The organism is Flavobacteriales bacterium, from assembly GCA_020435415.1.
GTDB lineage: Bacteria > Bacteroidota > Bacteroidia > JACJYZ01 > JACJYZ01 > JACJYZ01.
In genome coordinates this window covers 1-16,364 of record JAGQZQ010000073.1, presented here as the reverse complement: position 1 = coordinate 16,364, position 16,364 = coordinate 1, and the positions used below count along the sequence as shown (strand labels likewise).

General features: G+C 48.1%; 13 protein-coding genes. 3 read left to right on the top strand and 10 right to left on the bottom strand.

All coding sequences use genetic code 11. From position 1 onward, the window contains the following. The 4 genes from KDD36_11325 to KDD36_11310 all read right to left on the bottom strand — a co-directional run. A partial coding sequence (locus KDD36_11325; GenBank protein ID MCB0397239.1) for an alanine--glyoxylate aminotransferase family protein occupies window positions 1-240 on the bottom strand: 240 nt, incomplete at its 3' end. Window positions 241-275: 35 nt separating this feature from the next. Continuing rightward, complete coding sequence (locus KDD36_11320) at window positions 276-1,184, bottom strand: dihydrodipicolinate synthase family protein (GenBank protein MCB0397238.1); 909 nt, start codon at window positions 1,182-1,184, stop codon at window positions 276-278. 43 nt (window positions 1,185-1,227) lie between these two features. Continuing rightward, the gene (locus tag KDD36_11315; GenBank protein MCB0397237.1) at window positions 1,228-1,872 is read right to left on the bottom strand and encodes an O-methyltransferase; all 645 of its coding nucleotides are present in this window, start codon (window positions 1,870-1,872) and stop codon (window positions 1,228-1,230) included. Between the two features lie 13 nt (window positions 1,873-1,885). Then, a complete protein-coding gene (locus KDD36_11310) occupies window positions 1,886-3,112 on the bottom strand; it encodes an insulinase family protein (protein MCB0397236.1) in 1,227 nt (408 codons plus the stop codon). Window positions 3,113-3,196: 84 nt separating this feature from the next. Between KDD36_11310 and KDD36_11305 the strand changes: the two genes are divergently transcribed. Beyond that, window positions 3,197-4,084, top strand: a complete 888-nt coding sequence (locus tag KDD36_11305; protein ID MCB0397235.1) for a hypothetical protein — start codon at window positions 3,197-3,199, stop codon at window positions 4,082-4,084. A gap of 170 nt (window positions 4,085-4,254) precedes the next feature. Here the strand turns inward: KDD36_11305 and KDD36_11300 are convergent, their stop codons facing one another. Further along, entirely contained in the window at window positions 4,255-5,190 is a 936-nt protein-coding gene (locus tag KDD36_11300) for a carbon-nitrogen hydrolase family protein (protein MCB0397234.1), read from the bottom strand. 146 nt (window positions 5,191-5,336) lie between these two features. On the opposite strand from KDD36_11300, the gene KDD36_11295 reads away from it, so the two are divergent. Both KDD36_11295 and KDD36_11290 read left to right on the top strand, forming a co-directional pair. Then, window positions 5,337-7,166, top strand: coding sequence for a T9SS type A sorting domain-containing protein (locus tag KDD36_11295; GenBank protein ID MCB0397233.1), 1,830 nt, complete (start codon window positions 5,337-5,339; stop codon window positions 7,164-7,166). A gap of 238 nt (window positions 7,167-7,404) precedes the next feature. Continuing rightward, window positions 7,405-9,291, top strand: a complete 1,887-nt coding sequence (locus tag KDD36_11290) for a T9SS type A sorting domain-containing protein (protein ID MCB0397232.1) — start codon at window positions 7,405-7,407, stop codon at window positions 9,289-9,291. Window positions 9,292-9,397: 106 nt separating this feature from the next. Here the strand turns inward: KDD36_11290 and KDD36_11285 are convergent, their stop codons facing one another. From KDD36_11285 to KDD36_11265, 5 genes are all read right to left on the bottom strand, one after another. After that, window positions 9,398-11,188: an acyl-CoA dehydrogenase family protein gene (locus KDD36_11285; GenBank protein MCB0397231.1), complete on the bottom strand. Its 1,791-nt coding sequence runs from the start codon at window positions 11,186-11,188 to the stop codon at window positions 9,398-9,400. A gap of 368 nt (window positions 11,189-11,556) precedes the next feature. Continuing rightward, window positions 11,557-12,735: an acetyl-CoA C-acyltransferase gene (locus KDD36_11280; protein ID MCB0397230.1), complete on the bottom strand. Its 1,179-nt coding sequence runs from the start codon at window positions 12,733-12,735 to the stop codon at window positions 11,557-11,559. A 105-nt stretch (window positions 12,736-12,840) separates the two neighbouring features. Then, the gene (locus tag KDD36_11275) at window positions 12,841-13,182 is read right to left on the bottom strand and encodes a four helix bundle protein (GenBank protein MCB0397229.1); all 342 of its coding nucleotides are present in this window, start codon (window positions 13,180-13,182) and stop codon (window positions 12,841-12,843) included. A 78-nt stretch (window positions 13,183-13,260) separates the two neighbouring features. After that, a complete protein-coding gene (locus tag KDD36_11270; protein ID MCB0397228.1) occupies window positions 13,261-15,666 on the bottom strand; it encodes an enoyl-CoA hydratase/isomerase family protein in 2,406 nt (801 codons plus the stop codon). A 30-nt stretch (window positions 15,667-15,696) separates the two neighbouring features. Then, window positions 15,697-16,364 (bottom strand): AMP-binding protein (locus tag KDD36_11265; protein MCB0397227.1); only part of this gene is annotated, 668 nt, incomplete at its 5' end.

Genomic DNA, 16,364 nt, shown 5'->3' with positions numbered 1-16,364 from the left:
ATCGCCGGGCTCCACCAGGTTAACCACCGCCATATCCATAGCCAGCGTACCGGACCCTGCTACAAGAAATGGCTGACCGGACGGGCACATCCACACTTTGCGCATCATCCTCAGACAATCACCCATCAGGGAAATAAATTCAGGCGCAACAAAACTGCTGGTTTGCCGACCCAGTGCCGAGAGTACCTCAGGATCCGATTCAATCGGTCCGGGAATCATTAATAGTTCGCGATGTTTCATTAACTGGTCGTTAGTAGCAAGTAGTTGTTCATTAGTCAGGCCATCTTCAAAAATGGTTGAATGCCGGCTTCTGCGATGATGGCATCGAGTTTTTTGCGGCCTGCATCTGAGGTCTCCATGATCGGCTTGCGGCATGGACCTCCATATAGTCCCATGGCATCCATCACATATTTCAGCCCGGGTACCCCATAGGTTCCGGTCACTGCATTATTCACCGGTGTCATTGATAACTGTAACTCCCGTGCTTCGCTAATCGCACCAGAATGAAAGAGCCGGATCATATCAATACACTGCCGGGGTGCGATGTTGGCCAGTGCCATGATGCCACCTGCTGCACCAATGGACAAAGCCGGTAATAAAAGGCTGGCTGAACCGATCAACAATTGAAAATCCGGCGCTGCTTTAATCACTGCCTCCATCTTCACCAGATTGCTTCCCGAATCTTTCCATCCGATGATGTTCTCATGTTTTGAAAGCTCGATCAAAAGATCCGCGGAAAGGTCCATGCCCGTGCATCCCGGCATGTTGTAAATAAGAACCGGAATGGTGACTGCATCAGCCACATCCGTGTAGAATGCCTTCAGGGCCGCGTCTGACATCAGGCCTTTGTAGTAATGAGGGTGTATGACGAGCAGCGCATCCGCACCTGATTTCTCCGCACGTTTCGATAGTCGAATGGTATCCTGGGTGGTATTGCATCCGGTTCCCGCCAGTAAAATCTTATCCGATGCGATGGCCTGTTTTGAAGCATCGATGGCCTGCACCTTCTCATCTTCATCCATCATCACGAATTCGCCGTTGGACCCGAGCACCAGCAGGCCGTTGAGCTCAAACTGATTCCAAATACCGATATTGGCTTTCAGCTCCTCAACCACCAATGCTCCCTGCACATCAAAGGGTGTGGGCATGGGCGGATATGCTCCGGAAAGATTGATCTTCTTCATTTTATTTCTTCATTCTTAATTCTTCATTCTTAATTCTTCATTCTTAACTCAGCTTCCTGGCCACCATCAATCCGTCACGGATCGGAAGCAGGACATTGTCCACCCGATCGTCCTTCATGATCTTTTCATTGTAAGCGGACAGGGCCTTTGTTTCTTCGTCCTGATCCTTCACATCGTCCAACACTTTGCCACTCCACAGCACATTATCGGCGATGATAAAACCGCCGGGACGTACCTTGTCAAAAACCGCATCGAAGTATTCGGAATAATTTTCTTTGTCGGCATCGATAAAAACCAGGTCGAATACCTCATCCAGCCAGGAGATAACTTCCAGTGCCGGCCCGATGTGCATTTTGATTTTCTTCTCCATGCCGGCTCTGGCGATATATTGATTCACCATGGGTTGCAGTTCTTCGTTGATATCTATGGTATGAAGGAGGCCGTCATCAGTCATTCCGGAGGCAAGACAAATTGCACTATAACCGGTATAGGTTCCGATCTCCAGAATTCGTCTGGGGCGTATCATGTGACTGAACGTCTCCAGCGCTTTTCCCTGAATATGCCCGGACAGCATGCGGGGCATCAACACCTTCGCATAGGTCTCCCGGTTCAGATCGGCGAGCACATCCGATTCCGGCTTGGTGTGTTTTTCAACAAATGTTTCTATGGCTTCATCTAAAAATTCCATGTTGCAATTGCGTTTATTTCACTTTGTAAAGTAACGTGCTTAGTTTGTTCGTATCAAATACCTCATTGGCGACTTCAAGTACCTGATTTGCCGTAACGCGCTCAATCCGGCGCACCACTTCTTCCATGGTTGGAAAATCTTCATTCATGAGAATACTTTTTCCCAATCCGTTCAGCAGGGCACTGTTGCTATCCCTGGCCATGGCAACCTGGCCGGCCAGTTGTGCTTTGGCCTGTCTCAATTGCAAGCTACCCAATTTTTTATCCGACAGTTTTTTCATCTCAGCATAGATCAGCTTCATACTTTTATCCATATGCTGCTTGTCTGCCGTAACATACACCACAAACAAACCTGTATCGCTGTATGTCGAGTAGCTTGAATCTATATTATAGGTATAGCCGTATTTTTCCCTGAGCGTCATATTCAGACGGGAGTTCATCCCGGGGCCTCCCAGGATATTATTCAGCAACACCATGGCGAAGCGTTTCTTATGCGAAGCGCCGTAACACGGACTTCCGATCACGCAATGCGCATGAAAGCCATCCCGCTCCGTTTCTTTGTAGAAGGATTTATGTGCCCGGAATGACGGGCGCTTTCCCGTAGTTGCACTTGAGGTTATGGCGCCCAGGTATTTTTCAGCCCAGGCCACAAGTTTATTAAAGGGAACATTACCCACGGAGCACAACACCATCTGATCCGTCACATATTGACGTTTCATAAAGGCATGAATATCTTTCCGAGTAAAGGCTTTGACACTTTCCGGTGTACCCAGGATAGGCCGGGCCAGGGAGTGCTTGCCAAATAGGCGCTCTTCAAACTCATCGAAAATGAGGTCCGACGGTGTGTCTTTGTAAGAATTGATCTCATCGATCACCACTTCCTTTTCCTTTTTTATTTCCTTATCCGGAAACACAGATGCAAAGACAATGTCCGCCAGCAACTCGATCGCCCTTTCATAATGGGCGTTCATAAAGGAGCTGTATAAAAAGGTCTCCTCTTTAGTGGTATAGGCATTCAACTCCCCTCCCACAATTTCCATGCGGTTAAGTATATGGTAGGCTTTTCTTTTGCGCGTCCCTTTGAAAATGAGATGTTCGATAAAGTGCGCCAGACCTTCCTCCCCCTTTTGTTCGTCACGTGATCCGGCATGGACCATCAGGCCGCAATGAGATACGCCACGATCCGAATGAAGGTGGGCTATGCGAATGCCGTTGGGCAATTGGTGTTGAAAGATATTCATAGCTTCAAATGAGTGGCCTCAAAGATAGCAAGATTCCGATGCCCTGTGCAGCCGGAACGTCCTCCGGTAACCGCTTGTCAGGGAATGCGTACATTTGGAGGCGGTGAATTCATGACAATGACCTATCATATCAAATGGCTCCTTCCTGTCTTGCTATGTTTTGGCATGACCCAGGACATCATGGCAAATGGTGGTCGCCCCCATTCACTTTACGTTTATTGGGGATGGAACCGCGCCTGGTATTCATCATCCGACATTACATTTCAGGGGCCAGACTATCATTTCACGCTGCACAAAGCTGATGCACACGATAAGCCTACACCATTTTCCCTGGATCCCTACTTTCATCCGAAATGGATCACCATCCCACAGACCAATCTGAGGATCGGATATGACCTGGGAAATTCCTGGGATATCTCCATCGGTGTGGATCATATGAAGTATGTGGTGACCACCTACCAAAAGCTGGACATCACCGGATATGTTTCAGTGAAGGGAAGTCCCTATGCCGGTGTTTATGACCACCAACGGATCACGCTGACAGACGACTTTGTGCACCTGGAGCATACGGACGGGCTCAACTACATGAACCTGGAGTTACGGAAAACCCTGTTCAAGTTACATTCTTCCGGCATCCTGAAGAACATCGAATTATCAGGCATTGCAGGAGGTGGTACCGGGGTCCTTCTTCCTAAAACCAATGCCACGCTGCTGGGGCATGCACGGCATGACGACTTCCACCTGTCAGGATTTGGGTTTGCCGGCATATCCGGACTCCGCCTGACCTTTTATCAGTTCTTTTTTCTTCAATCAGAAGCGAAGGGCGGATTTATTTCCATGCCTTCAATCCGTACAACCGCCGACAAAGCCGACAAGGCCAAACAGCACTTCTGGTTCGCTCAGACCAATTTTACCTTCGGTTTCCGATGGGCGTTAAACAAGAAAGACCCGGACTGTAATTGCTATAAATAAGTTTGTAGTTTGTGGTTTGTGGTTTTTAGTTCCCCCTACCGTTTCTGTAGGTGAAAGATTGTCTTAAGGGGTAAAATCATTCGCACGAAGATTCAGCAACCAGCCCGTGATCAAATCTTCACGGGATGCAAGAAACCACAAACCAGAAACTACAAACCAGAAACTGAAATTTAATTGCGTCTTTTCCGGTTCACCGTATAATCAAACACATCGTTGCGGAAGTAGTGTCCGCTTACATCAAGGGTCATCCGTTCCTTAGTGGCATTTCGTGGATCAATATCCGCAATGATGACAGACTCTTTGTCGTAAACCGGCTCGTGAATGTAGAAGCCGTCGGGACCTATGATGGCACTACCACCATGCAAGACATATTCATCCGGTTGATTCTTTAACTTCTTTGGCAGGGAAAGTTCTTCCGGAATGTCCCTCGCCTTCATCGTTAGTCCGGCTGCCAGCACAAAACATCTCCCTTCAAAGGCATACGCACGCGAAGCCACCTGATGCATCTCATGCACCGTGGGCCACACCGCCACATGGATCAGCTCTCCATCGTCATGAAGCACCTGACGGTTCATCGGCATCCAATGTTCCCAGCAAATTAATGAAGATACGCGTCCGACATTGGTATCTACAGACCGAAGCCCGGCCCCATCTCCCTGACCGTATACCATGCGCTCGGTATAGGTAGGCATCAGTTTGCGATGGTGATTCACCAATTCGCCATTGGAATCGAATGTGAGCAAAGCGTTATAAACGGTACCATTTCCCGGACCAGTCATGACTTTTTCATTCACACCGACCACGACAACCATCTTGTATTTTTTTGCCATTCGGCCGATCGAAGTTGTTTCCGGCCCGGGCACAGCCACACTGCTTTCATGAAATCTTGCAAACACCTCTTTGGCTTCCGGACTGCCCCACAAAGCCACATCCGGACATAGGTCTAACCAAACAGGGTAACCGGACAACCAGCTTTCACCAAATACAGCCATTTTCACACCTTTAGCGGACGCCTTCTCCATCAGACGATCCATCTTCTTAATGCTTGCAGCTGAGTCCAGCAATACCGGACTGTCCTGTATGATACCGACTCTGATCTTGGCCATGAATGATAGGGTTAGATCACGAAGATAGGGAAATGATGTATGACCTGGCGGGTGAGTCCAATTGGGTGACTTCAATTCCTGAATAATTAAAATAATGGCGTATTTTTGAAGGAGCCTTTTGTTTGTTCATCTACAAAAAATCAGGTATGATAAGACGTCTACGCATCCTTTCCATATCATTTCTTTGCTGCCTTTCGCTTTCACCGGTATTTGCCAAAGTGATTGAGGTATCCTACCCCGGCAACGACAAGGACATTCTACCCAACATTACCTCAGCATTGAATGATGCTACAGACGGGGATGTCATACTTCTCCCCCAGGGGCGGTTCATGATCAGTGGCCGGATATATCTGAAAAAGAAAATCTCCTTTGTTGGATACGGCATATGGGATGAAGCGAATAAAACCGGCACCCTGCTCTACCGCGACCCGAACGCCTCCGACAACGACCTGAAGAACAACAATGCCATGACGATGTTCTATGTGGATCCACAAACGGATGAGACATTTGACATCGCATTTTCAGGTTTCACCATCAGGGGTAAACAACCAAGCCTTAAGGCAGGAGACGGTTTATCCACTCTGGCCGATAACGGTATCTATCTTCGTTTTGTAAACGGTTTCCGAATTAGCCACATGCGCTTCGAATATTTCGGGGAATCTGCTGTACATGTCGTTCACCGTGACAGCATCGCCCATGGACTCATAGACCATTGTGAGTTCTACTTCAACGTGAAGGATCCCAATGGCGAGCAGGGAAATAAAGGACTGGGCCTGGGATATGGCGTGGTAATGTACAGCGACAATCAGGTGTGGCTTGACGACCCCAGGTTCGGAACTGACAATTTTATTTTCATAGAAGATAACTTCTTTGAATTTCACCGGCACTCCGTTGCTGCCGGAGGTGGTGCACTCTACGTAGCAAGGTATAATGTGGTGAAGAATAATCTGGTAGCATCCGGAATTGACGCCCATGAGAGCTACGGTGCGCCGTCGGGAGGTAACCGCTTCGCTACCCGGGCAGTGGAAATTTATGAGAATACCATTATCAATACCGTGTACCGCGACTTCACCCCTATCAATCCGGGGGATGAGAAAGACGTAAAACTTGTTCCGATAGAAGGCATAGGTATCAGAGGTGGTGAAGCGGTCGTTCACCACAACACCATCAAAGGATATCTCTACGGAGGAAGAATCGTTGATCATTCATTCAATGCCTCCAAACCCGTTGTTTATCCGCTACCCTACCAACCCGGATATGACAGCGGCCTCAAACTCGGCCCCAATCATTCGGGAACCGATCCGGCAAATGGGGAGGGTGACCTGTTTTACTGGGAGAACGATTTCACCCCACACCATTTTGACAACAGCAACGGCTGGTATAATTCGGTAGACTTCTACAACGAAAACCCAGCTCCCAAAGGCCCATTCAAAGAAGGCCGCGATTACCACCTTGTGAAGCTACCGGGTTATGTTGTGTTTGTATACCCACACCCACGCCAGGGATCACTGAAAGATCTGGCGTGTGAAACGGACCTGAATGATGATGGACAAACCAATGCCTCAGACCTTTCCATTCTTCTTGATTCATTCGGCAAAACATGCAGCACATCATGTCCGACCGATTTCAACAAGGATGGGGTCACCAATATGGAAGACCTGTTGATGCTGGAAAATAAGATGGGGCCGGGGTGCACGGTTAAATCCGAGGTCAACGAAATCTTCCTTTACCCCAACCCTGCCATCGATCTGTTGAACTTTCAGCTGAGCGACAGCCGCGGACAAAAAGTAGGTGTTCAACTGCTGGATATGTATGGCAAGTTTGTCATTAAGAATATGAAGGCCGTGGCGGACCCCTATGCTCCGATCCGCCTAGAGCTTACAAGTATCCAACCCGGAATTTATGTATTGAAGGTCACCAACGGCAGCGATATCTTCCTGAGGAAATTTGTAAAAGTCAATAACAACAAATCCTAAACACACTTCCCAACCCTTACAATAACAGCTAAAATTACCAGGCAAGGTGATTTTTATGTTTCCCATTCCGACTGATTTTTTGTTGATGCAAATGTGAACGGTGTATGAACTTTTGCTCGTGGACTGTAATATGAATCACGTAAAAAGTTAATTCATCGGCAACCTGTTTTTCTCATCCGGCGTACTATATTGCGGAAGGCTTTTAAGGTCATTGTATCACCTCCTAATCGTGGGCATGATGAGAAGAAAACTACAATCCTTATCCGTCATCATTCTTTCCTGTATAGTTCTTAAGCACGCAGAAGCAAAAACCATCTCCGTGCAAAATCCGGGAAACGATAAAAACATAGAGTCGTACATCGCAAATGCGTTGAATGCGGCTGTCGATGGCGATGAAATTTTATTACCTAAAGGAAGATTTGTATTCAACGGACGCATCTACCTTAAGAAACGGATATCGGTAACCGGACAAGGTATCTGGAATGAAAGTGCACAAACCGGAACGCTGTTGTACCGCGACCCCAAACTGGCTGAGAGTGTTCTTACCAGTACCGTTGCGATCAACATGATCTTTGTGGACCCCCAGACCGACGCCAACTTCAACATCTTATTCAAGGATTTTACCATACGTGGAAAACAACCAAGCCTGAAGGCCAACGACGGTCTTTCCATGGCACCGGATTGCGGGATTTACCTTCGATATGTGAACGGCTTCCGGATCACCCGGGTGCGCTTTGAATACTTCGGGGAATCCGCAGTGCATGTATTGCACCGGGACAATATCGCACACGGACTGATTGATCATTGTCAGTTCTATAATAACGTAAAAGATCCTAATGGGCTGCGAGGCGACAAAGGCCTGGGGCTGGGGTATGGTGTGGTTGTTTATAGCGATAATCAGGAATGGATCAGTGATCCCCGGTTCGGTTCGGACAATTTCATCTTTATTGAAGATAATATCTTCATGTATCACAGGCACTCCATTGCTGCAGGAGGTGGTGCGCTTTATGTTGCCCGATACAACTCCATTCAGAATAACCTGGTGGCATCGGGTATTGATGCCCACGAAAGTTACGGGGAGCAGACGGGTTCAAATCGTTTTGCAACAAGGGCGGTTGAGATATACAACAACACACTTATCAATACAGTATACCGCGATTTTACCCCTATCCAACCGGGCGATCAGAAGGATGTTAGTCTTGTTCCCCTTGAAGGGATAGGCATACGGGGCGGGGAAGCGGTAGTATATGGCAATACCATTCAGGGCTACCTGTACGGAGGACGAATTGTTGACCACACCTACAATTCCTCCTCTACAGTAAACTATCCCTTGCCGTATCAACCAGGATATGAAAGCGGATTGAGCCTTGGAGCAAATCACTCGGGCACGAACGGAACAGCAGGAAAAGGGGACCTGTTTTACTGGAACAATAAGTTCACCCCTCATCATTTTGATAATTCCAATGGCTGGTATACTTCCGTAAACTTTTACAATGAAAATCCTGCCCCCAAGGGTCCGTTCAAAGAGGGTCGGGATTACCATCTGGTCGCAAAACCGGCATACAAACCATATCCTTATCCGCATCCCAGGCAGGGAATCTCATATGACACATCATGTAAAACGGATCTGAACGGAGATGGCCGGACAGACAACTCCGACTTCCTTGTCTTTTTGAATGCATTTCAGAAGTCGTGCGGGAGTTCACCGTGCCCCACCGACTTCAACAAAGATGGCCGTACGGATAACTCCGACTTCCTTTATTTCCAGGGAAAATATGGCAGTTACTGTATCAATTCCGCCGTATCCAGCAAAACCGATAACGATAACACATCCTGGAATGCAACACCAGATGTAATTTCCCCGGCACCGGAACAGAATATGCGGCTATTTCCAAATCCGGCCACCGATCGTATCAATGTTTTTCTTCCACAGGCATGTGATGAACACATGCAACTTGAAATGCTTGACATGTCAGGAAGGTCTATTCTTTTAAAGATGGTTGGACCAAGCCAGGAGCAGATCATTTCACTTGACCTTTCAGGGATACCACCAGGGACCTATATACTGCGCGTGTTAACCAACCAACAGGTGGCCCAGGAAAAAATGATGATATCCGAGCGATAGTTATACGGATATTCACGACCAACCATCACTCACCTTAGAGCAATCCGACACGCTCTTTGTCGTAAAGAAAGTATACAGAATTTTCTTTCATTATAATTCGTCTGACCTAATAGCAATACTTATTGGCTTCGATCAGTTTGGCTGCAATGGCACGACGGGCGTCCTTCGTATTCAGCGGCGCTACCTTTGTGAATCGTTTCAGCCCCATCAGGATCATGCGTTGTTCATCACCTTCCGCCCAGGCATTGATGGCATTTTTTCCTGCGAAATGAATACGGTCGGCAGCGTCATTTACAAACACCTTCACCATGGCAATCTGCTCCTTGCAGGCTTCCTCTCCCTTCGTGGCAATCATCTTCTCTACCCTTAACAGGAGGGATTCTCCGGCATAGGTTTGGATCACCATATCGGCCAGGTTCATGATCACTTCCTGTTCCGTTTCCAGTTTGGCCATCAGCTTTTGCGCAGTGGCACCAGCAGTAACAAGAATGGCTTTTTTAAACTGATCGATATACTTTTTCTGCTCAGCCAGAACGCCGGTGGCTTCCTCTCCGAAACTCGGAACAGACATCAGCTCACCCTGCACTTTCATGGCAGGTCCGAGCAGATCGATCTGTCCTTTCATCGCACGCTTCAACAACATATCGATCGTAAGCATCCGGTTGATCTCATTGGTTCCTTCAAAGATGCGGTTGATCCGGCTGTCCCGGTAGGCACGGTCCATCGGATATTCCGAAGAAAAGCCGTAGCCGCCGTATACCTGTACGCCTTCATCAACCACAAAATCCAACACTTCTGAACCAAACACTTTCAGGATGGCGCATTCAATGGCAAACTCCTCTGCAGCTCCCAACAAGGCTTCTCCAAAATCCTTGCCTTCTGCTTTGAGGGCTTCTTCCTTTTCGTGGATGTCCTTGCTCAGTCTGTAAATGGCAGATTCCAATGCATAGATGCGAATGGCCTGTTCAGCCATTTTATGTTGCATGGCCCCGAATTTCGCAATGGGGGTTTTGAATTGTTCCCGCTCATTGGCATAGCTTACCGTATTTGTAGCCGTAGCCTTGGCACCTCCCAAAGCGGCTGCTGCCAGCTTTGCACGGCCAATGTTCAATATATTGAAAGCGATCTTATGACCTTTTCCGACTTCTCCCAGGAGGTTTTCCACAGGCACTTTGCAATTTTCAAGAAATACCTGACGGGTGGAAGATCCTTTGATCCCCATTTTATGTTCTTCCTCTCCGAGGGTGAGTCCTCCGAAGGATTTTTCCACGATGAAGCCGGTGAACTTATCGCCATCAATTTGCGCGAACACCACGAAAATGTCTGCAAACCCGCCGTTGGTAATCCACATCTTCTGACCGTTCAGCACATAGTGTTTTCCATCATCGGATAATACGGCTTTGGTCTTGGCTGCAAGTGCGTCCGATCCGGAGCCCGGCTCAGTAAGACAGTAGCATGCCTTCCATTCGCCGGTAGCGAGTTTGGGGAGATACTTTTCTTTTTGTTGCTGATTTCCGAAGTATAGGATCGGAAGGGTTCCGATTCCCGTGTGGGCTGCCAGTGCCACCGCAAATGAATGTCCGCCTCCGATGACCTCGGTGAGCATCATATTGGTGATAAAATCCTTTCCGAAGCCACCGAATTCTTCCGGAACGGCCGTTCCAAGTAGTCCGAGTTCTCCGGCCTTATCAAGCAAAGAAGGCATGAGTCCTTCTTCCATCTTGTCGATGCGATCGAGGTTGGGAAGCACTTCCGCATTCAGAAAATCCGCCGCCATACCGGCGATCATGTTTTGTTCTTCGTTGGCATCTTCGGGGATAAATACGGAGGCTGGATCGGTGTTGCGGATCAGAAATTCGCCGCCTTTCAATGCTGCTGTTTTGGTAGTCTCACTCATAGTCTGGGGCATTTTTTATAAAGGTATCAATTTTGACATTTGATTGCCATGCGACGTTTTACGGATTTGGATTGCAGGGGTTGCAGTGACTAAGAGAAAAGTAGTTCACCCTATGGTATTGGGTGTATCATCTTGCGAGATACGCCATTGAACTATTCAAATAAAAAGGATGATCTTTTCTTACCCTCGCAACCCGATGCGGCAGGTTCGCCACTTCCCGTGCCAAATGTGTCGTAACTTTACAACGGGGCGGGGATTCGTGTGCCCCGTAATCCGGCTATCTGCGATTGCCGCACTGCCTCGCCAAACAAGAATATTTCCCACGGTCTTACCTCTGCTCCCTTGCCCTCTTTCAATCTATCTCACTCCTACTTCAACAACTCGAATATACCCGCTGCACCTTGTCCGGTTCCTACACACATGGTAACCATGCCATACTTCTGCTTCCTGCGACGCATCTCATTGAAAAGCTGCACGGACAATTTGGCTCCCGTACATCCCAAAGGATGTCCCAATGCAATGGCTCCTCCGTTTACATTCACAATGTCCGGATCAATACCCAGCTCACGAATCACCGCCAATGATTGCGACGCAAAGGCTTCGTTCAACTCAATCTGCTCGATATCCTTCAGTTTCATGCCGGCTCTTTCTACCGCCTGGGGAATGGCTGCTACCGGTCCTATGCCCATCACACGGGGCTCAACACCCGACACACCGTAAGACACCAACCGCGCAATCGGTTCAAGGTTCAACTCTTTCACCATCCTCTCAGACATGACAATCACAAATGCAGCACCGTCCGAAGTTTGTGAAGCATTTCCCGCAGTGACCGTACCCTTGGCATCAAAAACGGGTCTGAGCTTGGCCAGGCGTTCTATCGTTGTATCCGGACGGGCACCCTCGTCGGTGTCTACCACATATTCCCGTTCTTTTCTTTTTTCGTCTTCGGTCAGGTAAACTTCTTTGACGGTTACCGGAACAATGTCATCCTTGAAGCGGCCATTCTTAATCGCATCCACCGCTTTCATATGGGACTTGTAAGAGAACTCATCCTGGTCTTCCCGGCTCACTTTATAGTCACGGGCTACAGCTTCCGCAGTCAAACCCATTCCCCAGTACCAGTCCGGATGAGATTTGGTCACATCCCAGTTGGGAACAATACGCCACCCACCGAACGGTATCGGTGACATACATTCCACACCACCGGCGATGATACAATCCGCCATGCCGCTTCTGATCTTGGCGGTGGCAATGGCAATGGTCTCCAGACCCGACGAGCAATAGCGATTGACCGTCATACCCGGAACCTTGATCGTATCAAGTGCCATCAGTGAGATCATCCGCCCGACATTCAGACCCTGTTCCGCTTCAGGTGTTGCATTACCCACAATCACATCGTCTATCCGATCCTTATCCAGCGACGGAACCGATGCCATCAGATGTTTGATCACATCCGCAGCGAGGTCATCAGGTCGTGTGAACCGGAACAATCCCCTCGGGGCTTTTCCTACGGCGGAACGAAATCCGGCTATGATGTATGCTTCCATTTTGTTGATTTTTAGATTTTAGATATTAGAGGTTAGATTGTTAATGGGTCTCCTGTGCATAAAACCGGAACTACCTCGGTAACCTCATTCATTTATATGTGCTTATCATTTTTTTAATCCAATTATCAACTTTTGAACCTCTGCTAAACTGCTTAATATTTTATCTACCAGTTCATCTCTGATCATAGATAAATCTGATGCTATAAGCAATTGTGTTTCCAACTCATACGCTGAGCCTAGTGCATATCCCAAAAACTGATCAAACTCCCTTGGTGAGTTTCGGCCGGAACCTTCAGCAATATTAGATGCAATAGATACTACTGCTCTATTCATCTGCGTTACCAAACCATATTTTTCCGACTCGGGAAATTTATTTGTAGCACTGTACACATCAATCGCTAGCTTCATTGTTTTTTGCCAGGCCTTTAATTGTTTAAATCGGTGCATATTCTCATAGGGAGCCCTCTACGTTTCAATTCTCTATCTGTCTAAAATCTGATAGTCTATTATCTGGTATCTCCTAAACTAATTCCTCAACGGCTTTCCCGTTTTCAACAAACTCTCAATCCTTTGCAGTGTTTTTTGTTCTCCGGTGAGGGACAAGAATGCTTCCCGTTCCAGGTCCAGCAGATATTGTTCAGATACGCGCGTTGGTTGGGACAGATCACCACCACAAATAACGTAGCCCAACTTCTGGGAGATGAACTGATCGTATTCAGAAATGTAGTGTCCTGACACCATGCTATTGGCACCGGCATAGAATACGCCAAGGCCTGATTTACCCATTACCAGAATATCTTTTCGTTGTATGGGTCTGGTGTATCCGGCTTCCGCCATTTCAATCGCAGCAGCTTTTGCATCTGCAATCTGCCGCTGGATATTTACAGAAACTCCGTCCCTTCCCTCTACATATATACCCAGGTCAAATGCTTCGTGCGCCGAAGTCGAAACCTTAGCCATACCAATGGTCAGGAAGCGTTCTCTTAAAACCGGCAGCGGATCTCCGTTTTCCGGGAATGCATCGGAAGCACGCAACGCAAACTCCTTTGTGCCTCCTCCTCCCGGAATGAGTCCGGCTCCGAATTCCACCAGCCCGGTATATGTTTCTGCGGCGGCCTGGACCCTGTCTGCATGCAAGGCAATTTCACATCCGCCCCCAAGGGAAAGTCCGTGTGGTGCGATGACGACAGGTACGGATGAATACCTCACCCGCATCATCGTCCGCTGGAACGTACGGATGGCAAAATCTATCTCATCATATTCCTGTTCGATGGCCATCATAAAAATCATGGCCAGATTGGCGCCGGCAGAAAAGTTGGCACCCTGGTTTCCAATGACCAGGCCGCGGTAATCTTTTTCAGCGATCTCAATGGCCTTGTTGATGCCCTCGATCACCTCGCCACCCATGGTATTCATTTTGGTGTGGAACTCAAGGTTCAGTATCCCGTCACCAATGTCAAAGAGGGTGGCGCCCTGGTTGCCCCAGACGACCATCTCTCCGCGCAAATGATCAAGGATCACGTATTCATCAAGGCCAGGCACAGGCTGATAACTTTTGGAAACGATATCGTAATAGTGTCTGACCCCTTTTTCTACTTTATAAAAGGATGTCATTCCGGCGGCAATCATTTCATCAATCCATGGTGCGGCGGTAACCCCGGCCTCTTTCATCATGGCCACGGATTTACCGAGGCCAACAGCATCCCATAATTCAAACGGACCCAGCTCCCAACCGAAGCCAGCGTTCATAGCGTCATCCACTTTGTATAGCTCATCCGATATTTCCGGAATGCGGAACGACACGTACTTAAATAGATTAAAGAAGATGGCGCGGTAAAAATCCCCGGCCTTATCTTTTCCTGAAGCCAATACTTTCATTCTTGTCCGCAGGTCTTCCACAGGTCTGGCTGCTTCAAGCGTGGCGAATTTTACTTTTCCTTTTTCCTCATATTCGAGGGTGTCCAGGTTCAGCGAGAGGATGTCGCTTTTGCCTCCTTCTCCCTTTACCTTTTTATAAAAACCTTGTCCGCTCTTTGATCCCAGCCATTTATTTTCGACCATCTTTCCGATGAAACCGGGAATCTCAAACACGGCTTTCGCTTCATCATCCGGGCAGTTCTCCCTGACCCCGTTGGCCACATGCACCAGGGTATCCAATCCAACAACATCACATGTACGAAAGGTGGCCGACTTGGGTCTTCCGAGCACCGGGCCGGTGAGCTTATCAACTTCATCCACCGTAAGTCCCATTTTTTTCACCGTATGAAAGAGGTCCATGATACCGAATACTCCGATTCTGTTGGCGATAAACGCAGGGGTGTCTTTACATAAAACGGTACGTTTTCCGAGGTACCGGTCGCCATAGTGCATGAGAAAATCCAGCACTTCGGGATCTGTGTCCGGAGATGGAATGATCTCCAGTAAGCGCAGGTATCGGGGCGGATTAAAAAAGTGGGTGCCGCAGAAGTGTTTCTTAAAATCATCGCTGCGACCTTCGGTCATCATGCGAATGGGAATACCCGACGTGTTGGAGGTGATAAGACTTCCGGGGCGACGGTGTTTCTCTACATTATCAAATACCTTTTTCTTGATATCCAGGTTTTCGATCACCACTTCGATGACCCAATCGCATTTAGCGATACCGGCCAGATCATCATCAAAATTTCCAGTGGAAATGCGCGAAGCATACGATTTCCGATAGATGGGAGATGGGTTAGACTTCAGAGCAAACTGCAGCGCCTCGTTCACAATGCGGTTACGAACTGCCGGACTTTCCAGTGTAAGGCCTTTGGCTTTTTCAGCGTCATTCACCTCCCGCGGCACGATATCCAGGAGAAGCACTTCCACGCCAATATTCGCAAAGTGGCAGGCGATCCGTGACCCCATCACTCCGGAGCCGAGTACAGCTACTTTCTTAATCATCCTCTTCATGAATGCAATGTCTTAAGGTTAGTTCCGGGTTTATCCGGCATAGATTTCATCAATAGCTTGCTGATACTTCTCCGTGATCACCTTGCGCTTGAGTTTAAGCGTTGGGGTGAGTTCTCCTCCCTCTACACTCCATTCCACCGGCAGCAATTTTATTTTCTTTACCTGTTCGGTCTTTCCGAAGTCCTTATTATATCCATCAATTTCCTTCCAGATGCGATCTCGGATCTTGCTATCGAAGATCATTTCTGCGTCTGTTGTGTAGGAGATTCCCTGTTCCTGACACCATTCCTTCAGGTAAGCAAAGGCGGGTACCACCAGGGCACCAGGGAATTTCTGTCCGGCACCCACCACCATCACCTGCTCGATGAAGGCAGACTCTTTGTATTTGTTCTCAAGCACCTGGGGCGCTACATATTTACCTCCGGAGGTTTTGAACATTTCCTTTTTCCGGTCGGTGATCTTCAGGAATCGATTGTCCACAAATTCACCGATGTCACCGGTATGAAACCACCCGTCTTTATCTATCACTTCAGCCGTAAGGTCAGGTCGTTTGTAATAGCCGAGCATGACGTTGGGGCCTTTACACAGTATCTCGCCATCTTCCGCGAACTTGACTTCACAATTGAAAATGACCGGACCGACCGTACCGATAGCGGCGCCATCGGGCTCAAAATTGTTTACGGCGATAACGGGACTCG